The sequence below is a fragment of the Brevundimonas staleyi genome (genome assembly GCF_041893865.1).
GTDB lineage: Bacteria > Pseudomonadota > Alphaproteobacteria > Caulobacterales > Caulobacteraceae > Brevundimonas > Brevundimonas staleyi.
This window is the reverse complement of sequence record NZ_CP169082.1, coordinates 3,495,412-3,517,407: the sequence shown is the minus strand read 5'-3', so window position 1 is coordinate 3,517,407 and position 21,996 is coordinate 3,495,412. Positions and strand designations below refer to the sequence as shown.

The 21,996-nt window shown below is 68.5% G+C and carries 21 protein-coding genes; 14 read left to right on the top strand and 7 right to left on the bottom strand.

Annotation, left to right across the window (positions count from 1 at the left end; translation table 11 throughout):
• Positions 1–3: 3 nt before the first annotated feature.
• Both ACETK8_RS17720 and ACETK8_RS17715 read left to right on the top strand, forming a co-directional pair.
• A complete protein-coding gene (locus ACETK8_RS17720; RefSeq protein ID WP_374037139.1) occupies positions 4–1,038 on the top strand; it encodes a DNA adenine methylase in 1,035 nt (344 codons plus the stop codon).
• Positions 1,039–1,094: 56 nt separating this feature from the next.
• Entirely contained in the window at positions 1,095–1,367 is a 273-nt protein-coding gene (locus ACETK8_RS17715) for a hypothetical protein (RefSeq protein ID WP_374037138.1), read from the top strand.
• 134 nt (positions 1,368–1,501) lie between these two features.
• Here the strand turns inward: ACETK8_RS17715 and ACETK8_RS17710 are convergent, their stop codons facing one another.
• From ACETK8_RS17710 to ACETK8_RS17700, 3 genes are all read right to left on the bottom strand, one after another.
• The gene (locus ACETK8_RS17710) at positions 1,502–2,131 is read right to left on the bottom strand and encodes a ribonuclease HII (RefSeq protein ID WP_374037137.1); all 630 of its coding nucleotides are present in this window, start codon (positions 2,129–2,131) and stop codon (positions 1,502–1,504) included.
• On the bottom strand, positions 2,128–2,715 hold the full coding sequence (locus ACETK8_RS17705; protein WP_374037136.1) for a DNA-3-methyladenine glycosylase I: 588 nt from the start codon (positions 2,713–2,715) through the stop codon (positions 2,128–2,130). The genes ACETK8_RS17710 and ACETK8_RS17705 overlap by 4 nt, the downstream gene beginning before the upstream one ends.
• 207 nt (positions 2,716–2,922) lie before the next feature.
• Positions 2,923–3,705, bottom strand: coding sequence for a YgfZ/GcvT domain-containing protein (locus tag ACETK8_RS17700; RefSeq protein WP_374037135.1), 783 nt, complete (start codon positions 3,703–3,705; stop codon positions 2,923–2,925).
• A gap of 284 nt (positions 3,706–3,989) precedes the next feature.
• Between ACETK8_RS17700 and ACETK8_RS17695 the strand changes: the two genes are divergently transcribed.
• The 4 genes from ACETK8_RS17695 to ACETK8_RS17680 are packed head-to-tail and all read left to right on the top strand — an operon-like array spanning position 3,990 to position 7,446.
• Entirely contained in the window at positions 3,990–4,952 is a 963-nt protein-coding gene (locus ACETK8_RS17695) for a glycosyltransferase family 9 protein (RefSeq protein ID WP_374037134.1), read from the top strand.
• 9 nt (positions 4,953–4,961) lie between these two features.
• Positions 4,962–6,302: a dihydroorotase gene (locus tag ACETK8_RS17690; RefSeq protein ID WP_374037133.1), complete on the top strand. Its 1,341-nt coding sequence runs from the start codon at positions 4,962–4,964 to the stop codon at positions 6,300–6,302.
• Positions 6,302–6,691, top strand: coding sequence for a response regulator transcription factor (locus ACETK8_RS17685; protein ID WP_374037132.1), 390 nt, complete (start codon positions 6,302–6,304; stop codon positions 6,689–6,691). Before ACETK8_RS17690 ends, ACETK8_RS17685 begins: the two co-directional genes overlap by 1 nt.
• A complete protein-coding gene (locus ACETK8_RS17680) occupies positions 6,688–7,446 on the top strand; it encodes a 3-oxoacyl-ACP reductase (protein WP_374037131.1) in 759 nt (252 codons plus the stop codon). The genes ACETK8_RS17685 and ACETK8_RS17680 overlap by 4 nt, the downstream gene beginning before the upstream one ends.
• A 281-nt stretch (positions 7,447–7,727) precedes the next feature.
• Here the strand turns inward: ACETK8_RS17680 and erpA are convergent, their stop codons facing one another.
• Positions 7,728–8,108 carry an iron-sulfur cluster insertion protein ErpA gene (erpA, locus tag ACETK8_RS17675; protein ID WP_374037130.1) on the bottom strand — a complete coding sequence of 127 codons (381 nt, stop codon included), beginning with the start codon at positions 8,106–8,108 and terminating at the stop codon, positions 7,728–7,730.
• Positions 8,109–8,168: 60 nt separating this feature from the next.
• Here erpA and ACETK8_RS17670 point away from each other — a divergent pair, with 60 nt between their 5' ends.
• The 8 genes from ACETK8_RS17670 (at position 8,169) to ACETK8_RS17635 (ending at position 13,866) form a co-directional block, all read left to right on the top strand.
• Positions 8,169–9,350 carry a deoxyguanosinetriphosphate triphosphohydrolase gene (locus tag ACETK8_RS17670; RefSeq protein WP_374037129.1) on the top strand — a complete coding sequence of 394 codons (1,182 nt, stop codon included), beginning with the start codon at positions 8,169–8,171 and terminating at the stop codon, positions 9,348–9,350.
• Between the two features lie 80 nt (positions 9,351–9,430).
• A complete protein-coding gene (locus tag ACETK8_RS17665) occupies positions 9,431–10,177 on the top strand; it encodes an SPOR domain-containing protein (protein ID WP_374037128.1) in 747 nt (248 codons plus the stop codon).
• Between the two features lie 2 nt (positions 10,178–10,179).
• Positions 10,180–11,229 carry a beta-N-acetylhexosaminidase gene (nagZ, locus tag ACETK8_RS17660; RefSeq protein ID WP_374037127.1) on the top strand — a complete coding sequence of 350 codons (1,050 nt, stop codon included), beginning with the start codon at positions 10,180–10,182 and terminating at the stop codon, positions 11,227–11,229.
• Between the two features lie 3 nt (positions 11,230–11,232).
• Complete coding sequence (locus ACETK8_RS17655) at positions 11,233–12,051, top strand: segregation and condensation protein A (RefSeq protein WP_374037126.1); 819 nt, start codon at positions 11,233–11,235, stop codon at positions 12,049–12,051.
• A complete protein-coding gene (scpB, locus tag ACETK8_RS17650; protein ID WP_374037125.1) occupies positions 12,048–12,710 on the top strand; it encodes an SMC-Scp complex subunit ScpB in 663 nt (220 codons plus the stop codon). Before ACETK8_RS17655 ends, scpB begins: the two co-directional genes overlap by 4 nt.
• 113 nt (positions 12,711–12,823) lie before the next feature.
• Positions 12,824–12,949 carry a type B 50S ribosomal protein L36 gene (ykgO, locus tag ACETK8_RS17645; RefSeq protein ID WP_008263184.1) on the top strand — a complete coding sequence of 42 codons (126 nt, stop codon included), beginning with the start codon at positions 12,824–12,826 and terminating at the stop codon, positions 12,947–12,949.
• Positions 12,950–13,171: 222 nt separating this feature from the next.
• Positions 13,172–13,447, top strand: a complete 276-nt coding sequence (locus ACETK8_RS17640; RefSeq protein WP_374037124.1) for a DUF2312 domain-containing protein — start codon at positions 13,172–13,174, stop codon at positions 13,445–13,447.
• Between the two features lie 50 nt (positions 13,448–13,497).
• Positions 13,498–13,866 carry a hypothetical protein gene (locus ACETK8_RS17635; protein WP_374037123.1) on the top strand — a complete coding sequence of 123 codons (369 nt, stop codon included), beginning with the start codon at positions 13,498–13,500 and terminating at the stop codon, positions 13,864–13,866.
• 300 nt (positions 13,867–14,166) lie between these two features.
• On the opposite strand, the gene ACETK8_RS17630 is transcribed toward ACETK8_RS17635, so the two are convergent.
• The 3 genes from ACETK8_RS17630 to ACETK8_RS17620 all read right to left on the bottom strand — a co-directional run bounded on the left by ACETK8_RS17630 (position 14,167) and on the right by ACETK8_RS17620 (position 21,899).
• Positions 14,167–17,247 (bottom strand): DUF4214 domain-containing protein, encoded by a 3,081-nt coding sequence (locus tag ACETK8_RS17630; RefSeq protein ID WP_374037122.1) that lies wholly within the window; start codon positions 17,245–17,247, stop codon positions 14,167–14,169.
• A gap of 120 nt (positions 17,248–17,367) precedes the next feature.
• Entirely contained in the window at positions 17,368–20,124 is a 2,757-nt protein-coding gene (locus tag ACETK8_RS17625) for a TonB-dependent receptor (RefSeq protein ID WP_374037121.1), read from the bottom strand.
• Between the two features lie 326 nt (positions 20,125–20,450).
• A complete protein-coding gene (locus ACETK8_RS17620) occupies positions 20,451–21,899 on the bottom strand; it encodes a sigma-54-dependent transcriptional regulator (RefSeq protein WP_374037120.1) in 1,449 nt (482 codons plus the stop codon).
• Positions 21,900–21,996: the final 97 nt, after the last annotated feature.

The window sequence follows — 21,996 nt, the reverse complement described above, 5'->3', positions numbered from 1 at the left end:
GCGATGATCAAATACATCGGCTCGAAACGCGCTCTGCTCGACCCGATCACGGCCGCCGTGCGCGGGGTGCTGACCGACGGCGGCCATGTCTGCGATCTGTTCTCCGGCTCGGCGCGGGTGGGCCATGCGCTGAAGGGCTCGGGCTTCCGGGTCTGGTCGAACGATCACAACGCCTACGCCCATGCGCTCGCCACCGCCTATGTCGCCGCCGACCGTGACCGCTGGCAGGCCGAGACGGAAAAGGTGCTGGCCGATCTCGCCGCCGTCGCCCCGTCGCCCGGCTGGTTCACCCAGGCCTTCTGCGAGGACGCCCGCTACTTCACGCCAGAGAACGGCGCGCGCATCGAGGCCATGCGGAACCGGATCGAGGCGATGGGTCTGGCCCCCGAACTGAAGGCCGTCGCCCTGGTCGCCCTGATGGAGGCGGCGGACCGGGTCGATTCCACGGCCGGTCTGCAGATGGCCTATATGAAGTCCTGGGCCCCCCGCGCGCTGAAGCCGCTGGAGCTGCGGATGCCGGCGCTGCAACCCGCCGTCGCCTCCGGCCCCTGTCGCGCGACACAGGCCGATGCTCTGGAGACGGCGGCGGCCTTCGACGGCGACCTCGTCTATCTGGACCCGCCCTACAACCAGCATTCCTACCTCGGGAACTACCATGTCTGGGAAAGCCTGACGCTCTGGGATCGGCCCGAGACCTATGGGGTCGCCAACAAGCGGATCGACGTGAAGACGCGCAAGAGCGCCTTCAACTCCCGCCCCGGCATCGGTCCGGCGCTCCAGGCCGTGATCGAGGCGATCCGCGCGCCCAACCTGATCGTCTCCTTCAACGACGAGGGCTATCTGAGCCGCGATCAGCTGGTCGAGATGCTGTCGGCGCGCGGCCATGTCCAGGTGGTGGAGATCCCGCGCCCCCGCTACGTCGGCGCCCGCATCGGCATCCATAACCGCAAGGGCGAGAAGGTCGGGGCCGTCGGGCGGCTCAGGAACGTCGAATACCTGTTCGTGGTCACCGACCGGGCGGTTTCGCTGGCGGCTTGACCATTCGGGGAACGAGGGTCTCAATGCTTCGTTAAGGCGGCATGGAAGAGCTGATCGTGACCCAAGGCCCCGGCTATCGCACGCGCCCCGGCGCCGTTCAGGACGCCCTGAGCGCCTATCAGACCGCCGCCTGGCGCGCGCCCGGCCAGACCCGGTTCGACAGCCGCCCGGCCAACGACTTCCTGTCGCGCGCAGAGGTGATCGCCCCGACGACCTACTCGGTCGAGCCGCCGGTGGTGGAGGAGATGCCGCGCTGGATCATCGTCGCCATCGGCGCGGTGTTCGCCGCCCTGATGGGCGCCCTGCTCGGCGGGATGATGTCTTTGTAAATCCGCTCATCCCCGCGAAAGCGGGGACCCGGTTCTGTGGGCGATGGATAGAACCTGTCGTGTTCCGAAAATCATCCCGCGCACCTGTGCCTCACAAGAGCACTGGGTCCCCGCTTTCGCGGGGATGAGCGGGGTTATCGAGACAACAAAGCCCGGATCGGCGCCCAGCTTCTGCGGTGGATGGGGCAGGGGCCCATGGCCTTCAGCGCCGCCTGATGGATCGGCGCGTTATAGCCCTTGTGCGAGGCGAAGCCGTAGCCGGGATACTCGGCGTCCGCCGTGATCATGATCTCGTCCCGCGCCGTCTTGGCCAGGATCGAGGCCGCCGCGATGGACAGGCTGAGCCCGTCGCCGCCCACCGCCGTCTCCACGTCGCAGGGCAGTTTGAACCGGTAGTTGCCGTCGACCAGCGCAGCCTTCGGCTGCACAGCCATGGCCTCGATCGCACGGCACATGGCCAGTCCCGTGGCCTGCAGGATGTTCAGGTCCTCGATCTCTTCCGGCGAGGCGAAGCCGACGCCCCAGGCGACGGCGCGGGCCTTGATCTCGACAGCCAGGGCCGCGCGCCGTTTCTCGGTCAGGGCCTTGGAGTCGTCGATGCCTTCGGGGATGTCGTCGGCCGACAGGATCACCGCCCCCGCCGACACCGGCCCGGCCCACGGCCCGCGTCCGGCCTCGTCCACCCCGCACACCAGCCCGCCGACGCGCGCGGCCAGCAGGGTCTCCAGCGTCAGGGTGGGGATGCTCTTCGTCTTGCCGGTCACGACGCGCCCATAGCCCGGACCTCTTCGCAGCGGAAGCAGCCCTGGACATGGTCGTTGACCATCCCGGTCGCCTGCATGAAGGCATAGACGATCACCGGGCCGCAGAAGTTGAAGCCCCGCTTCTTCAGGGCCTTGGCCATGGCGACCGATTCCGGCGTCTGGGTCGGCACGTCGCCCATGGTCGCCGGCGCCTCCTGGATCGGCGATCCGCCCACGAACGACCAGAGCCAGGCGGAGAAGTCCTCTCCGTTCTCGCGCATCTCGACGAAGATCCGCGCCCCCTTGATCGTCGCCTCGATCTTGGCCCGCGAGCGGATGATGCCGGGGTCGTTCAGCAGCCGTTCGCGATCCGCGTCGTCGAACCGGGCCACCACATCCGGATCGAAGTTCGCGAACGCCGCTCGCAACGTCTCTCGCTTCCGTAAGATCGTGATCCACGCCAGCCCGGCCTGGAACCCGTCCAGCACCAGCTTCTCCCACAGGGCGCGCGCGTCATACTCCGGCACGCCCCATTCGGTGTCGTGATAGGCCACATACAGCGGGTCGGTCCCGCACCAGGCGCAGCGTCCGGTGGATTCGGTCATGGGACGCAAGCTATCGACGCCTCCCTCTTTCGTCATCCTCCGGCAAGCCGCTCTTGCGGCGCAGACCTGGGGACGCAGCGGCGCCGAAGGCGATCTGCTCAGGCATGATTTAGGAGGTGCCGTACTTCGCGGCAGTTTCGCGCTCTCGCGCGCCGCTGCGTCCCCCGGTCTCCGCTGCGCTTCGCCGGAGGATGACGAAAGGTAGTGCTACGTCTTCATCCACCTCGGCTTCACAGCCGTCACCGCCCGTCCGTCGACGGTCAGGGCGCCGTCCATGCGGTCGAGCCGCATCAGGGCCATCACGGCGCCGTCCCGTCCGGTCAGCACCTCACCGGCCCGAAGCTCGCCGTTCAGCACCTCGGCCCCCGGCGCGGGCGGCGGGCCGTCGAAGGTGAGGGGCAGCATCCGCTTCTTCACCTCGCCCCGTCGTTTCATGCGCGAGGTCGTCTCCTGACCGACGAAACACCCCTTCTGGAAGTCGATGCCGTTCAGCAGGTCGAAATTGGCCTCGATCGGATAGGTGCCTTCGTCGGCGTCGCGCGTCGGATCGGGCGCCCCGACCGACAGCCGGTGGGCGTTCCAGTCTTCCTCGTTGGCGGTGGCCGTGAACTGACCAAGCGCCCGGCCGCCCAATGCCGCCACGCGCGGATCGGCGACGAAACCCTCCGCCACGCCCGGCCAGCTGACGAAGACCGGCCGGTCGTCCGCCGCCACCTCGACCTTGGCGCGCAGCCTGTACATCGATAGCCGCTGCATCAGGGCGTCGCGCTTCTCCGACGCCACATCCAGCACCACCGCCTCGCCTTCGCCCCACAGGAAGAGGTCGAACAGCAACCGCCCCGGCGGCGACAGCAACGCCCCGAACCGAAGCTCGCCCGCGCCCAGCGTCTCCACGTCCTGGGTCAGGAGGTTGTGCAGGAACGGTTCCGCATCCGGTCCGCTCACCCGGATCAGGGCGCGACTGTCGAGGCGGGCGATGCGATCGGTCATGCACAGGCAAATAGGGCGCGGGCTGCGAAAAGGGGAGGCCTGCCCAAAACTGTCTCCTCGCCGTGCGCAGCATGGGGAGGTGGCGCGGCGCTTCAGCGCCGTGACGGAGGGGGCGAGACGATGGTCCGAGTGAGGGCTGGCGGATGCTCGCTCGGTGAAACCCGGTCGCCCCCTCCGTCAGCTCGCGAAAGGGCTCGCTGCCACCTCCCCATCGCTCCGCGACAGGGAGGAGACGCCGTGTTCGCCTCACACCCGCCACGAGAGAATCCGTATACGGTGCGCCTATGACTGCCCGCTTTCCCATTCTGTACATCGCCGAGGCGGACGCAGAAGCCGCCATCCTGTCGTCGGGGGCGCTCGCCAGCCTGGTCGAGGCCATCCCCCAGGCCGAGTTCACCGTCGTCGGATCGGCCGCCTCCGCCCCCCTGTTCGCCGACACGCCGCGCCTGCGTCGCCTGATCGTTCTGGACAAGACCGGCCGTTGGGACTGGATCGCCCTTTGGAACCAGGTGCGCGAGACGAAGTGGGGTCTCGTCGTCGACATGCGCGGCACCAAATTCTCGGAGCGGCTGCGGCGCCAGAAGCGGGCCGTGCGCGGCGCCGACCTGCCGGGCCTGCACTGCGTCGAACAGGCCGCCCGCATCCTCCAGCTCGACGACATCCCGGCGCCCAGACTCTATTTCGGCGAAGAGACCCACGCCGTCGCCGACGCCCTGATCGGCGACGATTCCGCGCCCCTGCTGGCGGTCGGTCCCGGCGCGGACTGGATCGGGAAACGCTGGCCCGCCGAGCGGTTCGCCAAGGTCGCCGCCCCGCTTCTGGCCGACGACGGTCCGCTGGCCGGCGGGCGGCTGATGATCGTGGGGGAGGAGGCGGATCGCGACGCCGCCCACACCATCCGCCTGGCCGTGCCGCGCAATCGCGTCATCGAGCTTCAGGGCAAGCTGACCCGCCTCCAGACCGCCGCCGCCCTGTCGCGCGCCGCCCTCTATGTCGGCAACGACTCGATCTGGACCCATCTGGCGGTCGCGGCGGGTGTTCCTTCCGTCGGCGTCTTCGGCCCGTCGGACGACGGCCTCGTCGGCCCCTGGCAGGGCGTCTCCATCCGGGGCGAACGCTCGCTGGAGGAGTTCAAGGCCATCGACCCCCGCCTGAACCAGGCCATCCACCACATGCTCGGCCTGCCCGCCGACCGGGTGCTGCGCGCCGCGCGCGGCCTGCTGGCGAAACATCGCGACGCGGAATAGAAGTCGGGCATGACCCAGACCTTTGACCTGATCGTCCGTGGCGGCGAAGTCGTGAACCACTCCGGACGCGGCATGGCCGATGTCGGGGTCAGGGACGGCAAGATCGCGGTCATCGGCGACCTGGGCCAGGCCTCGGCAGCCGAGGTCGTGGATGCGTCCGGCCTGACCGTCATCCCCGGCATCATCGACACCCAGGTCCATTTCCGCGAACCGGGTCTTGAGTGGAAGGAAGATCTCGAAACCGGGTCTCGCGCTGCGGCGCTCGGCGGCGTCGTCGCCGTGTTCGAGATGCCGAACACCAATCCCAACACCACCGACCCGGCGACGCTGGAGGACAAGCTGGCCCGTGCGAGGGATCGCATGTGGACCGACCATGCCTTCTACATCGGCGGCACCCACGGCAATGCGGCCCATCTGGGCGAACTGGAGCGGTTGCCCGGCTGCTGCGGGGTCAAGGTCTTCATGGGCGCCTCGACCGGAGACCTGCTGATCGCCGACGACGACGGGGTGCGCGAGGTGCTGAACGCCGTCAGCCGCCGCGCCACCTTCCACTCCGAGGACGAATACCGTCTGGCCGAGCGCCGGGGTCTGGCCCGCACCGGCGACTGGACCAGCCACACCGACGTCCGCGACGCCGAGAGCGCGATCATGTCGACCCGCCGCCTCGTCCGTCTGGCGCGCGAGGTCGGCAAGCGGATCCACGTCCTGCACGTCTCGACGGCGGAGGAGATCGAATTCCTGGCCGACCACCGCGACATCGCCTCGGTCGAGACCACGCCCCAGCACCTGACCCTGGACGGCGACGAAGCCTATGAGCGGCTGAAGGGTTATGCCCAGATGAACCCGCCGATCCGCAATCGCCACCACATCGACGGCCTGTGGCGCGGCATCCAGCAAGGCGTCGTCGACGTCCTGGGCTCCGACCACGCCCCGCACACGAAAGAGGAAAAGGCCAAGCCCTATCCGGCCTCGCCGTCCGGCATGCCCGGCGTCCAGACCCTGCCGGCCGTCATGCTGACCCACGTCGCCGAGGGCCGTCTGTCGCTGGAGCGGTTCATCGACCTGACCTCCGCCGGCGCCCAGCGCATCTTCAACATCGCCAACAAGGGCCGGATGGCCGAGGGCTGGGACGCCGACCTGACCCTGATCGATCTCAAGGCCACGCGCACCATCCGCCACGAGGATCAGGCCAGCCGCTGCGGCTGGACCCCCTTCGACGGGTTCGAGGCCAGGGGCTGGCCGATGAAGACCATCGTGCGCGGCCGGGTCGTCATGTCCGACGGCGAGCTGATCGGCTCGGCGCATGGCCGCCCGGTTCGCTTCCAGGAGACCCTGGAGCGCGCCGTCTGATGCGGAACGCCCGCATCCTGGTGGTCGAGGACGACGTCCTGATCCGCGACGCCGTGGACGTGATCCTGAGCCAGATCGGGCATCAGATCACCGCCGTCGGCACCGGCGAACTGGCCGTCGCCCAGATCGGCCGGGTCTATCCCCATCTGGTGCTTCTGGACGTCAAACTGCCCCGGATGAGCGGCGTCGATACGCTGCGCGCCATCCGCAAGGAGGGCTATCGCATGCCCATCCTGATGCTGACCGGCGACCGCAGCGCCGAGACGGTTCGCGACGTGATGAACAGCGGCGGCAACGGCTACATCCTCAAACCCTTCGAGCCGGCCCAGCTGGTTCGGCGGGTCACCACCGCTCTCAGGGACGTCACCGTCCAGGATTCCAGACCTTGAACATCAGCGACCAGATCGTCCTCGTCACCGGCGGAGCACGGGGCGTCGGCGCCGCCGTCGTCCGCGCCTTCGCCGCCCAGGGCGCGCGCGTGATCGTCAACTGGCGGGCCAGCGGCGACAAGGCCGAGGCGATCGCCGCCGAGCTCGGCGATCGCGTCGTCGCGATCCAGGCCGATGTCTCCGACCGTTCCGCCGTCGAGGCCATGATCGCGGAGGCCGAGGCGGCTTTCGGCGCCCCCGTCACCACGGTGGTCAACAATGCGCTGGACTACAGCTTCAACGGCGACGCCCGTTCGATCCTGACCGACATCGGCTGGGCCGAGATGGAGAGCCAGTTCTCCACCGTCGTACGCGGCGCCCTGAACGTCACCCAGGCCTGCGTGCCTGGAATGGTGCGCGCGGGCGGCGGCCGGGTGGTCAATATCGGCACCAACCTGTTCCAGAACCCGGTCGTGCCCTACCACGACTACACCGCCGCCAAGGCCGCCCTCCTGTCCCTGACCCGCACGGCGGCGGGCGACTTGGGCCCCATGGGGATCACGGTGAACATGGTCTCGGGTGGTCTGCTCCGGACCACGGACGCCTCGGCCGCGACGCCCGACGCCGTCTTCGATCTGATCGCCGGGATGACGCCGCTGCGCTCGGTCACGACGCCGGAAGAGTTCGCCGACGCCGTTCTCTTCTTCGCCTCGCCCTGGAGCCGGGCCGTGACGGGCCAGAACCTGGTCGTCGATGGCGGTCTGGTGCGGGACTGATCCGACCCGGTGAGGCGGTCCTCAACGTCGAAAGAATTAATTCCTCCTTCGGTCTTGCGTCACTCGCCAGGCGTCGCCATCTGACGCCTGGTCTTTGACACGTTCACATCGCCCAGCCCCACGCGGTCGCGGTCGCCAATTTCCGATAATCTGGCACGCCCAGAGAATTCGAAATTGCCAAGCGGCTGATTTCAAACACTTTCAGTGGCACGTTGGCACTTTGGCACTCGAAATTCGCGAACAGTGCCACATCTCGCCGCCCGTCTGGGCCGCTGGAGATTCTAGAGGATCGAGAAGCTGACGCCGCAGCCGCAGCTGGTCGCCGCGTTCGGGTTGCGGATCACGAACTGGGCGCCCGCCAGTTCGTCGATCCAGGCGATCTCCGACCCCTTCAGGAACGAAACCGAGACCGGGTCCACCAGGGCCACCTGACCGTCGGTCTCGATCCGCAGATCGTCGTCCTCGCCCGCCTCGACCAGATCCATCTGGTACTGGAAGCCGGAACAGCCGCCGCCCTCCACCGCCACGCGCAGCAGGACGGGATGCCCCTCGGCCTCGCCCAGTCGAGCCAGCCGCCTGGCCGCGCTCTCGGACAGGGTGATGCCCTCCGGCGCGCGCCTGGCGATCTTCAGTTCCGGTATCGTTGGTTGGACGGCGGTCATGGCTGACTATATGAGGCTGCACTGGCCCGTTCGCAAAGGCCGTCCCGAGAGAAGTTGCGCTTGAGCCAGACCGACGCCCGCGCCCCCTACGCCGAACTGGCCGCCAACTCGCGCGGACGCTTGTTCCCGGAGCCGCCCAGCCGCACGCGAAACGCCTTCGCCCGCGACCGCGACCGGATCATCCACTCGACCGCCTTCCGCCGCCTGAAGGAAAAGACCCAGGTCTTCGTGGCGCATGAGGGCGACCACTACCGCACCCGCCTGACCCACTCGCTGGAGGTCAGCCAGATCGCCCGCTCCCTGGCCCACGCCCTTCGGCTGGATCAGGACCTCGCCGAGACCGTCGCCCTGGCGCACGACCTGGGTCATCCGCCCTTCGGCCACGCCGGGGAGGACGAGCTTCAGCTGCAGATGGAGCCCTGGGGCGGCTTCGACCACAACGTCCAGACCTTCCGCGTCGTCACCAAGCTGGAGGCCCGCTATCCGGAGTTCGACGGCCTGAACCTCAGCTGGGAAACCGTCGAGGGGGTGGTCAAGCACAACGGGCCGGTCGGCCACATGCTGGATCGTCCGTCCTGGCGGGCCATCGCCGACTACGCCAAGGACTGGGACTTGCGTCTCGACAGCTTCGCCTCGCTGGAGGCCCAGGCCGCCGCCATCGCCGACGACATCGCCTACAACAACCACGACGTGGACGACGGGGTCCAGGCCGGCCTCTTCACCCTGGCCGATCTCGCCGACGTGCCCATGATCGGCCCGATCCTGCACCAGACCCGCAAGGACTGGCCCGACCTGAACGAGCGGATGATCCGGCTGGAGGCCGTGCGCCGCATGATCGGGGCCATGATCGAGGACGTCTTGTCCGAAACGGAACGTCGCCTGGCCGACGACGGGATCCAGTCGGTCGAGGACGTCCGCAGGGCGCGTCGCACCCTGATCCAGTTCTCCGATCCGATGATGGCCGACCTGGGGATCCTCAGGAAATTCCTCTTCGAGCGGATGTATCGCCACTACCGCGTCAACCGGACCCGCAGCCAGGCGCGGCGCATCCTGGCCGAGATGTTCCAGCTCTTCATGGCCGAGCCCGAGGTCATGCCGACCGAATGGGGCGTCCTGGCCGCCACCTCGGACCCGCACAAGCGCGCCCGCGCGGTCTGCGACTACATCGCCGGCATGACCGACCGCTATGCGATCGAGGAGCACAGGAAGCTGTTCAACCTCGACCTCGCCCTCGATCTGTGATTCGAAAGAGCCGCTTGAGGGGCTAGAATGATGGACCGGCGCGTCGATTCGCGTTCGGTCACGAGAAGGCTGAAGCGACCATGTCCTACGACGACGACAACCGTCCCCGCGACCGCGGGGCCTACACGCCGCCGACCGACGACGACCTGCCGTTCAATCGCGGCGGCTTCGACGCCCGTCGCGGCCCGCCCGCCAAGGCGCCGCCGGTCACCCTGATCGTCAGCGCGAGTCTGCTGCTGGTCCTGATCCTCGCCGTCGTCTTCATCTACCGCTCGGGCCTGCGCTCCTCGACCGACGCCCCGCCCGCCGTCGGCACCCCCATCGCCCAGATGAAGGTCGAGGCCCCGCTGGAGGCCCAGCCCGTCGATCCGGAAGCCGGCGTCGGCCTCTACGACCAGGCCGAGGCCACGGCCGCCGCGCCCGAGTTCACAGCTCCGCCCGAAACGCCCCTGCCGCGTCCGGCCCCGCGCCCCATCGAGACCGCCGAGGCCCCGCCGCCCGTGCGTCCCGCGACCCCGGCCCCCGCCGCGCCGCGTCCGGCGGCTCCGGCCGCCACGACCCCCGCTCCCGCCGCCAACGGCGCCGGCGGTTCGTCGGCGGTCCAGATCGGCGCCTTCTCCTCCACGGCCATCGCCGACCGCGAATACGCCGCCGTCGCCGCCCGCTTCCCCCAGTTCGCCCGCAACGCCACCAAGCGGGTGCAGGAAGTGACCGCGTCCAACGGCTCCACCGTCTACCGTACCACCTTCACGGGCCTCAGCCGCGAGGACGCCCGCGCCTTCTGCTCCGCCATCCAGGGCGGCGGCGGCGACTGCCTGGTGCGCTAGGGTTGAGCAACAGCGCCGCCATCTACGGCTGTGCCGGGACCGTCCTGACGGCGGAGGAGCGCGCCTTCTTCGCCGACGTCCGCCCCTGGGGCTTCATCCTGTTCCGCCGGAACGTGGAGAGCCCGGAACAGGTGTTGAAGCTGACCTCCGATCTGCGCGAGGCCGTGGGCTGGGACGCCCCGGTGCTGGTCGATCAGGAGGGCGGCCGGGTCCAGCGTCTGGGCCCGCCGCACTGGTCCAAATACCCGCCGGGCGAGGCCTTCCTGAAGGCCACCAACGACCCGTTGGCGGCGCGTGAGCTGGCCCGTCTGGGCGGACGGCTGATGGCCCACGACCTGAAGGCTGTCGGCATCAATATCGACTGCGCCCCGGTGCTGGACGTGCCGACGCCGGGCGCCCACGACATCATCGGCGACCGCGCCTACGCCAAGGAACCGGCCACGGTCGCCCAGCTGGGTCGGGCGGTGGCTGAGGGGTTGCTGGCCGGCGGCGTCCTGCCGGTGATCAAGCACATGCCAGGGCACGGCCGGGCCTTCGCCGACAGCCACAAGGAGCTGCCGACGGTCCATGCCGAGCTGGACGCGCTGGAGGCCTGGGACTTCGCTCCCTTCAAGGCCCTCTCCGACATGCCCATCGGCATGACGGCCCACATCGTCTTCCCCGCCATCGACAAGAAACACCCGGCGACCCAGTCGAAGAAGGGCATCAAGGTCATTCGCGAGACCCTGGGCTTCGGCGGCCTGCTGCTGTCCGACGACCTCTGCATGAACGCCCTGAAGGGCACGCTGACCGAGCGGGCGGAGAAATCGCTGAAGGCCGGCTGCGATCTGGTCATCCACTGGACCGGCGACATGGCCGAGATGAAGCAGGTCGCCGCAGGCGTCGGCAAGTTGAAGGGCGGCGCCAAACGGCGGGCCGAACAGGCGCTGGCCCGTATGGTCCATACGCCGGAGCCTCTGGACGTCCGCGAGGCGCGGGACCGCTTCGACGCTGTCCTGGCCGGCTGGTTCGACGTCAAGCGCGGGCATGACGTGGGTGAGGCGCAGGCCTAGGCCATGTCGGAAGCCTTCCAGCCAAACCTGGACTTCACGGCCGCGCAGGAGGTCGATGCGCGCGACGTCCTGATGGTCGATCTGGAGGGCTATGAGGGGCCGCTGCACGTCCTCCTGGCCCTGGCCCGGACGCAGAAGGTCGATCTGCTGAAGCTGTCGATCACCAAGCTGGCGGAACAGTATCTGGCCTTCGTGCATGAGGCGCGGCGGCGGAACTTCTCTCTGGCGGCCGACTACCTCGTGATGGCGTCCTGGCTGGCCTATCTGAAGTCGCGGCTGCTGTTGCCGCGCACCGACAAGGGCAAGGGCGACGAGCCGCCGGCGGAGGAGATGGCCGCGGCCCTGGCCTTCCGGCTGCAGAAGCTTGAGGCGATGCGGAAGGCGTCTGAAGCCCTGTTGGCCCGGCCACAGCTGAAGCGGGACGTGTTCACGCGGGGCGATCCCCAGGCGACGGTCATCGTGCCGTCCGACCGGATCGACGCCAGCCTGTATGAACTGATGCAGGCCTATGTGACCCAGAGGCGGCGCGAACAGGCCCGCCACTACAGCCCCGGCCAGCGCGTCGAGGCCTTTGCGCTTGAGGCCGCACGCGACTGGCTGCGGGAGGTCCTGCCGCGCATGGCCGAGTGGACCCCGCTGGAGAAGGTCGCGCCCGTCAGGGACGGGGAGGGGCCGTCGCAGGCCAGCTTCACCGCCTCGACACTCTCGGCCAGTCTGGAACTGGTCAAGGAAGGGGCGATGGACGTGCGTCAGGATCAGGCCTTCGACGAGGTCTGGCTGAAGCGGCGCGGGCAGGGTCTGCCGCTGGAGCTGACGCCATGAGCGACCTGCGATTTGCACCCGACGACGGGGAGATCGAACGCCGGGTCGAGGCCCTGCTGTTCGCGGCGGCGGGTCCGCTGTCGGCCGCCGACATCGCCCGGCGACTGCCCGAGGGGGCCGAAGTCGGGCGGGCCATCGCGGGGCTGCGCGCCCGCTATGAAGGGCGGGGGGTGGAGCTGGTCTGCGTGGCCGACCGCTGGAGCTTCCGCACGGCGGGCGACCTCGGCTTCCTGATGACCGAGGAGCGGGAGGAACCGCGTCGCCTGTCCAAGGCCGCGCTGGAGACCCTGGCCATCATCGCTTACCACCAGCCCGTCACACGCGCCGAGATCGAGAGCGTGCGGGGGGTCTCGATCTCCAAGGGCACGCTGGACCTGTTGCTGGAGATGGGGTTCGTGCGCCTCCGGGGACGCAGGCGCACGCCGGGGCGGCCGGTCACCTATGCGACGGCGGATCGGTTCCTGGAGCATTTCGGCCTGGCGAGCCTGTACGACCTGCCGGGCGCGCAGGAGATGAAGGCGGCGGGCCTCCTGGACCTGTCCCTGCCTGTCGGGTTCGAGGTGCCGGATCCGTCCCGCTCGGGGCCGGAAGAGGAGGAAGACCCGGTCGGCGACGACGACACGCCGGAGTTCGCCCAGGACTTCGTCAGCGGCGACTGAGCAAACGACGCGACTCGGGTTGACCTTATGGGGGTGTCTGGCTATACGCACGCCTCCGCCGCCGGGCATCCGCGCGGCTTTTCTATTTTCGCTTTGCCTTTAGGACACCGACCATGAAGGTCCGCAGCTCGCTCAAGTCCCTCAAGACCCGCCACCGCGACTGCAAGGTCGTGCGTCGCAAGGGCGTCGTCTTCGTCATCAACAAGACGGACCCGCGCTTCAAGGCGAAGCAGGGCTAAGGGATTCGCGCCTGACGGTCGCGACGTGGTCGCGGCCTGATCGACGCAGAACTACCCACAGGTCGCGGGCTTTGTCCGCGACCTTTTTCGTGTCCGGCGTTGAGCCATCGCTCCGAGCATGGTTAGCGTCCGCCTCTTCTTTTGTTGCCCTACCGCCCTTCGGGCTACTTGAGGGCGGTCGCGCCGCAGGCGCGGTCCAGTCTGATTCACGGAGCCTCCCCCATGGCCGACGACGCCAACTTCGACGCCAGCTCGGACGTCCTGACCTCGGCGGCCCAGGGCCGTCTGCGCACGATCATCGAGCGGATCGAGCGCCTGGAAGAAGACAAGGCCGCGATCATGGCCGACCAGAAGGAGGTCTTCGCCGAGGCCAAGGGCGAGGGCTATGACGTCAAGATCCTGAGAAAGGTCATCCGCCTGCGGAAGCAGGACAAGGCCAAGCGCCAGGAAGAGGAAGCCATTCTGGACCTCTACCTCTCGGCCCTCGGCGAGATCTGACCCTGAAGCGGACGCCCATCAAGGGCGGTCCGAAGAGCCAGTCCGGCTCGATGAAACGCTCGACCGGGCTCAAGCCCGGCTCGGGGTTCCAGAAGAAGAAAAGCGAGACCCCCGCCAGCCCGTTCGAGGCCGAGCGGGAGGCCGCGCGCCGCAAGGCGTTGAACGCCCTGAAACGCGCCAAGCGCGCCGCCGACAAGGCGGGCGTCACCCTCTCCGACTGGGAGGGTGAGTTCATCGACGGCGTCTCCGACCGCATCAAGACCTATGGCCGCGCCTTCGGCGACCCGGAGAAGGGCGCACCCGGCCAAGCCCTGTCGGCCATGCAAGGGCGCAAGCTGAAAGAGATCACCGCCAAGGCGAACGGCGAAGAGCCGAAGCGGCGGTGGGGGCGAAGGACGCCGCCCCCGGACGGCGACTGACCCAGTTTCGTCCGCTCGTCATGACGCAGCGTGGGGTGACGAAACGGACGAAACGGACGAACGGTCCGGATTGTCGTTGAATTTCAAAGCGCCGTCAGAGGCGACTTTCGTCCGCCCGGCGGGATTATCGGAAATCCGGACGACTGAGACGCCGGCCCGACCCTGCACCTTTCAAAGACCCGCTCATCAGATGGGGCGATCGGCGTCGATCGCAAGAGGGTCGCAGGAAAAAAATCATCGACGACCTCAGGCGGTCGAGGTCGCCGATGGTCCCCTCCGAGATTGGGTATCGCGGCGGCGCTACATCCAGTCGGGGTGATGTCCGCCCGACGGGTCGCTACGGATGTCTTCCGGCCAGAAGGTCGGCGTGGCGTCCGCCGTCGCCTCGTCGAGAACGACCACGAGTCGGTCGTCGCGCCAGAGGTCCGACCAGGTCTCCGCCACCGAGGCCGAAGGCGCCGCGTCCGCCGGGGCCCGGTCGTCGACGGCCGGGATGACGAAGGGATCGCGCGGCTTGCCGATGTCCTCCGCGATGGCGCGTCCCCCGCCCGTGCCGTCGGGATCGTAGCCGTTCACGCCCAGCTGGCGGATCTGGTTGTCGAAGGTCGGCTGGTAGCTGAACCGGTGCTCCTGCGACTCCGAGAAGATGAGGACGACGTCCGTGCGGCTGGTCCCGGTGTTCAGGGCGTTGACGTAGGACTGGACCCCCGCCGCGTCGCCCTCGCGATCCAGCACGAAGCGATAGATCTGCTCGACGAACTGCTGGTTGGTCAGGGAGCCGAACCGGGTCTGGAACTCCGGCGAGCCGACCATGAAGCCGGCGATGTCCTTCAGGGTGTAACCGTTGTCCAGGGCGTCGCGGTAGGCCTGCAAGCCGCCGAGGTCGGGCAGGCGGTTGAAGACGGAATCGTACAGCCGTGCGAGCGCCGCCGTCTGTTCGTCCTGGATGAAGATGCCGCGCGAGGTGATGGTCGCGCCCGTGGAGGCGCGATGTTCGGCCGACTCCGAGAAGATCAGCACCAGCTGTATCGGGGTCAAGGTGCCGTTGTTCAGAGCGGTGGTGTAGGCCGTCACTCCCGCCCCGTCGCCTTCGCGACCCAAGGACAGGCGGTACATCTCTCGCACGAATTGCTCGTTGTTGAGCCCTCCGGTGCGGGCCTGATACTCCGGCGAGGCGATAAGGTAGCTGACCAACCGTTCGGCCGTCAGGTTTCCGCTCGCCAGGGCGCGGGAATAGTCGCCCAGACCGTAGACGTCGGGCTCCCGGTCCAGAACCGCGTCATACAGGCGATAGACGAAGGCGTAGGCGTCGTCGGTATTGAAGGACAGGTTGCCGTCCAGGAACCGGATCACCTCCACGTCGGTCAGAAAATCAGCGCCGCCCTCCGCCCCGCCTACGACACGGGTCGGACCGACCTCGGTGTAGCTTCGCAGGGTGCCGGAGTAGGTGGCCATGTCGAGACCGGCCCCGCCGTTGAGCACGTCCGACCCGGCGCCGCCGATCAGGACGTCGTCGCCGTCCCCGCCCGAAAGGCTGTCATTGCCCGCGCCGCCGCGAAGCACGTCGTTGCCGCCGAGACCCAGCAGGACGTCGTCGCCATCCGTTCCGGTCAGCCGGTCGGCCGCCGCCGTGCCGGAAACCGCCGCGTTCGGCTCCACCACGCGCCCGTCCGCGCCGACCATCAGCACGCGGTCGGAAAACACCAGCCGCTCGATGCCGGTCAGGACGTCGCGCCCCTCGGGCCCGCCCACGATGATCGTTCCGTTCTGGTAGCTCAGCGAAGCCAGGCTGTAAGCGTAGCCGAAGACCGCCGAGTCCACGCCGGCCCCTCCCACGAGGGTGTCATCGCCCGCGCCGCCGTACAGGAAGTCGTCGCCGTCCCCGCCATCCAGTCGATCGGAACCGGCGCCGCCGTAAAGGACGTCGCGACCCGCATCGCCGTAGAGGATGTCGTCGCCGCCCGCTCCACCCGCCGCCAGGTCGCCGTAGATCACATCGTCGCCGCCGCCGCCGCGAACGGTGTCGGCGCCCAGGCCCGCTTCGATCCGGTTGTTGGCGCCGTCACCGGTCAGGATGTCGTTGCCGAGCGACCCCACGATGTTCTCGATCGACCGCAGCGCGTATTGCGTCGAGGCCGGACGGAGGCCGGAGAGATTGGTGGCGAGACCGGTCTCGAGCGAGAAGTTCCAGCCGCTGCCGTTCAAGGAGGGGGAGGTCAACTCCAGGATGATGGTGTCCAAACCGTCCCCGCCGTCCAGTTCGCCATAGCTGGTGTTTTCGTAGCGGTTGCCGCCGCTGAAGGCGATGAACCGGTCGTCGCCGGCCCCGCCCGCGAAGACGCCGAGCCCCGAAATCGTGTCGTTCCCGGCGCCGCCGTCCACCCGCCCCACGCCAGTGTAAGAGAAGAACCCTGGGGCGCCTGGAATTTGCGTCTGCGTCGTGGTGAAGGAATAGATGACGTCGTCGCCGACGCCGCCCAGAATCGTCGATGACCGGCCGCCGGTGACGCTGAGCCGATCCGCCCCCACTCCGCCGTCCAGGGTCAGCACCGCCGGGCTGTCGGCAGCGGCGGACAGGCTGAGAGTGTTATCATAGCGGTCGCCGGTGATGTTCGTATTGGCGACCAGTCCGGTCAGCACGAAGCTCTCGATGTTGAAGAAGAGGGCTTCGCCGATCTTCGGAATGCCGACGCCGAGGACGAAGTTCAGGGGGCCGGTGCCCGCTCCCGCCAACAGACGGACCTCATCGTTTCCGGCGTCTCCGAAGACGCGGGTGTACTGAGAGAAGACCCCGTTCGAAATATCCATGGTGAAGATGTCGTCGCCGTCGCCGCCGGTGACGGTGTCGCTCACGCCGACCGTGATACGGTCCGCGCCCGGACCGCCTGAGATGTTGTCCGCGCCGGATCCGCCGACGGCGGTGTTCCCGTCGGCGTACCTTAGATAGATGTCCATCGGGGTCGTTCGGCCGGTCAGATCGACGCCGCCAGGGCCGTTGAGGACGATCCGTTCGAAATCGACCGCATCCGCCACGATGTCCGTCGCGGATCCGTTGTTCAGGACGCGCAGCCCCTGGCTGTCGGTCGGCGAGACCACGACTTGCAGGGTCGCGGTCCCCTGGGGCGCGCCGACCATGAGGATGTCGTAGCCGGTTCCCCCGTCGGCGGTTGTCCGCGTCGCCTGGGTCTGGGACGCGCGGTAGACGTAGATGGTGTCGTCGCCGGATCCGCCGAACAGGGTGTCGTTGTCGCCGCCGCCGTCGATGACGTCGTTGCCGCCCCTGCCGTTGATGTAATCGTCCCCGGCCAGGCCGTTGATGACGTCGGCGTCCTCACTGCCGTTGATCTGATCCGCGCCCGTGGTCCCGGTGAAGGTCGGCATCGTCCAATCCCAGTTGTCTGGGCGCGACCCTAGAACGAGCGGTTTCTGGAGGAAAGCTCGGCCGTGGACGATTGATCGCGATCGCCCGCCTCGACGGTCATCGAGGCGGGCGGGGAGGCGTCAGAACAGGATCTTGCGCAGGCTGATGCGGTAGACGCGGCCTTGCGGGTCCAGGAAATCGGGCTGGTAGTTCAGCGGGACCGTGCCGGTGGAGGAGGTGACCTCGACGCGGCTGTCGAACAGGTTCTGGATGCCGAACTGAATGCGCGCGCCCTTCAGGATCGGATAGCGCTCGACCCAGCTGGTGCGCTGGGACAGGTCGGCGAAGACGTTCAGGTTGACCGTGGTCAGGTCGCTGAACTCCAGGTCCGAACCGCCCAGGCCGCCGTCGACGCGGGTGCCCTGGCTCCAGTTTGCGTTCAGGAAGGAGCCGAAGCCGTTGCGGAAGACGCCGGCCTGAAGCTGGACCTCGTTACGGGCCGTGCCGCCGCGCGCGCCGGTGGCGGCGCCGTCCAGCAGGTCCAGCTCTTCCAGGCCCGGCCGGATGCTGACCGTGTCGGTGAAGCGGACCGTGTGGTAGATCGACAGGTTGAAACGACCCTGGCCGGGCTGCATGCCGCCGCCGCGTCCACCGCCGCCTCCGCCCATGCGGAAATGGCCGCCGCCGCCTCCGGGAGGAGGACCGCCCGCGCCGCCGCCGTGGGGCGGGCCGCCCATCACCATCATGCGGGGACCGCCGCCGCCCGGACCGCCGGGACCGCCCTGGGCCGCCGCCGGGTTGGGGGCGCCGAACGCCCGCGAGAAGTTGAAGCCGGTGCGAAGCTCGGCCCGCTCGGTGCGGGCGAAGTTGAGCGGACGGGCGTCGATGGCCAGGAGGTTGCCGGCCGCGTCGCGGGTGAAGCGCTCGGGCAGGGCGGCTTCCAGATCGGCCGTGATGGTCGGGAAGGCGATGACGGCGTCGTCCACGACCGTGCGGGTGTAGTTGGACGAGAAGCGGAGGTCGCGCTCGGACCAGGGCTGGAAGTTGACGCCGAAGGTCAGGACCTGGCTGTTCGAGGGGTTCAGGTTGGGGTTGCCGCCGGTGACGCGGGTCACCTGGACCGTCGTGCCGGTGCGGAAGTCGAAGACCGAGCTGTTGGGCGTCGAGATGGTCGGGTCGTTCAGCTGCTGGATGGTCGGGGCGCCGTCCTCGTTCTTGTAGCTGAAGCTCAGGGACAGGGGCTCGATCGGGGTCCAGTTGGCGCCGGCGCCCAGGGTGACCAGGCCGCCGATGTCGGACGCCTCGTCATAGCCGGCGTTGGCGGTGATCGACAGGTCGCCCAGCGCGGTCAGGACTTCGTTGCGGCGGCTGGCGATCGGCAGGGAGAAGTTCACCGAGGCATAGGTCCGGTCGCGGCCGATGTCGCGCTGGGAATAGGCGCCCGACAGGGTGCTTTCCGACGACAGGTCGCGGGTGTCGGCGCCGATCTTCCAGGTCGAATAGAGGCCGCCGGCGGGGGCTTCGAGCAGGTTGCCCATGAAGACCGCTTCCAGATTGCCGCCGCTGGCCACCGAGTTGGCGGTGTCGACCAGGCGGGTGAAGCTGGAGGGCGACAGGGCGCCGAAGGGGTTCAGGGTTCCGGCGGTGACGGCGGCCTGGGCGGCCGTGGCCGAGAGGCCGCGACCGGTGACCGTGTCGGTCTCCACCCGGTCGTAGGCGCCCGACAGGGTCCAGCGCCAGGTGTCGTTGAGGAAGCCGTCCAGCAGGAGGCCGATGTTGGCGGTGGTCGTGTCCGTGTCGCGCGTCAGGGCGCCGGCGTCGTCGATGAAGCGATGGACGGCGACATCGCGGCTGAAGGGCGAGCCGTTGCGACCGGCCGGCGCGGTCAGTGTCACGCCCGGCAGACCGCCGTAGGCGAAGGTCGAGGCGTCCACCAGGTTCAGGCTCAGCGTGCCCTTGGTGGTCGAGTTCAGATCGCGCGAGATCGAGGCGTTCAGCGTCGTGGTGTCGCCGGCCGGCAGCAGGGTGCGATAGTCGCTGAGGTTGCCGGTGCGCGGCGCGCCCGCGCCGGCGGCGAACTGGGCCAGGGTCGGGTTGTTGACGCCCGGGTTGGCGGCGACGACGGCGGCGCCCAGGGCCGGGTCGATCTGGGTCCCGTAGGGACTGCCCGAGATGTTGCCGATCAGGTCGAAGGGCTGGGAGCCCGGCTCGCGGGTGATGTCGCGCTCGCTTTCGAACAGGGCGCTGTCGCGGCTGCGTTCCAGGCTGGCGTTGATGCGCGTGCCGTCGATGATGCTGAAATAGCCGGTCTCGACTTCGCTGGAATTGCGACCGCCCTGGGTCGGGGCGCGGTTGGAGATCTCGGCGGTGGCCTGACGGAAGGTGGCCTTCAGGACGAAGTTCACGACGCGCTGATCGGCCGTGTAGCCGTAGGTCAGGGCGACCTGTTCGGGCAGGATCTCGGTGCGTTCGATGGCCTCGAACGGGATGTTGCGGATTTCCTGGAAGCCGGAGGTGCGACGGCCGTTCAGCAGGAGGATCGGGCCGTTCGAGCTGCGCGAGGAGCGGGTCAGGGGCTCGAGCGCGGTCAGCAGTTCGGCGATGTTGGAGGCGCCGTAGGCGCGCAGCTGGTCGGCGTCCAGCGTCAGGTCGGGCGGAATGTCGCCCTGGACCGCGCCGCGCAGCCGCTGGCCGTCGACGACGACGTCTTCGACCACGTCGGCGTTCGCATCGACGGACGCGCCCGAGGGCAGAGCGTCGTCTTGCGCGTCGTTCTGGGCCGTCGGCGGGGTGACCTGCGGCGTCGGCTGGGCGGCCGGGGCCGTCGTCTGGGGCGCGGGCGCGGTCTGGATCGAGCCGGAGGCGAGGGCGTAGAGGAGGGCGGCGGCGATGGTCATTCAGCAATCCGGAAGAAGGCGCGGGGAGACGCCCGTCGGTTCCCGAACGCGCGACGACGCGATCGACCCGACGGCCTATTTATACGGCGCTGTCTTCACGATCCGTCGCGGCCTGAATGAGGCGGTTTGTTGCAACCGCACGTAACAATCGAAAACTGTGGTTTTCGGGTCAATCCGCCCGTCATCCTCGGGCGTGTCCCGAGGACCCATGGGGCATCACACTCGGACTTTGAAAGAAAAAACCACCCTCGCCGCGCCACGGAATGACCGGGTGCGGCTGGTGCATGGATCCTCGGGACGAGCCCGAGGATGACGTAGATGAGAGGTCAGCCCGCTTCCTTCAGCGCGCCTTCCAGACCCTGTTCGCGGACCTTGCGATAGAGGGTCGAACGACCGATGCCGAGGCGGCGGGCGATCTCGGACATGTGGCCGGCGTAGACCTCGATGGCGTGCTGGATCAGGTCGCGTTCGATGTCTTCCAGCGTCCGCAGGTGGCCGCGGTCGTCCAGGATCTTGATCGGCTGGTCCGGCAGGGGCGGCAGGTCGGCGTAGTTCATGATCGCCGCCGACGGCTGGGCCGGGGCCTCGTCCAGCGGCATGGCGACGCCCGAGATGGCCGGGAAGTCGTGCGGCTGAAGGAAGGGCGCGTCGGCCAGGACGATGGCGCGATAGATGGTGTTCTCCAGCTGGCGCACGTTGCCGGGCCAGTCGAAGGCGGTGAGCAGGGCCAGGGTCTCGGGCGAGGCGCCGGCGATCCGCTTGCCTTCCTCGACATTGAAGCGGCCGATGAAGTGGTCGATCAGGGCCGGGATGTCCTCGCGGCGGTCGCGCAGGGACGGGGCCTCGATCGGGAAGACGTTCAGGCGATAGAACAGGTCCTCGCGGAACCGACCCTCGGCCACGGCCGTGGAAAGGTCGCGGTTGGTGGCCGAGACGATACGGACATCGACCTTGACCGCGCGCTTGGAGCCGACGGGGTCGATCTCGCCTTCTTGCAGGGCGCGCAGCAGCTTGACCTGCATGTCCAGCGGCAGTTCGCCGATCTCGTCCAGGAACAGGGTGCCGCCGTTGGCCTCCATGAACTTGCCGGCATGCTTGTCGGTGGCGCCGGTGAAGCTGCCCTTCTCGTGGCCGAACAGGATGGATTCGACGAGATTGGCGGGCAGGGCGCCGCAGTTAACCGCCACGAACGGCTTTCCGGCGCGGTCCGAGGCGCCGTGAAGGGCGCGGGCGATGACTTCCTTACCCACGCCGCTCTCGCCGGTGATCAGGACCGGGATGGAGGACTTGGCGGCGCGGGCGCCGAGCTGTTTGACCATCTGCATCGGACGGCTGTCGCCGACCAGGTCGGCGAAGGTGACGCGACCGGCGACGTGCTTCTTCAGCCTGCCGACCTCGGCGGTCAGCTGGGTCAGCTGCAGGGCGTTCCGGATGCCGACCAGGATGCGTTCCGGGCTGGCGGGCTTGATGAAGAAGTCTTGGGCGCCGGCCTGCATGGCCTTGACCACGGTCTCGATGCCGCCGTTGGCGGTCAGGACGATGACGGGCGTGGTGACCCCGGCGGTGCGGATCTCGGCCAGGGCCTCCATGCCGCTCATGCCCGGCATGACGAGGTCCAAGAGGACCACGTCGGCGCCGCCGCCCTTGGTCAGACGGTCGATGGCCTCGCCGCCCGACTCGGCGTGGGCGACGATATAGCCTTCACGATCCAGAACCGCCTGAACGAGGCGGCGCTGGGTCGGATCGTCATCGACCACGAGAACGGTCTTGGCCATGTGAGGGCGCCCTTTGTCATCACCAGATCGGCCGGCCCTCGTTCAAGCGGGACTGGCTCGTTTCGGGACGGTTTTAGGCCGGGTGCGGTGAAGATCG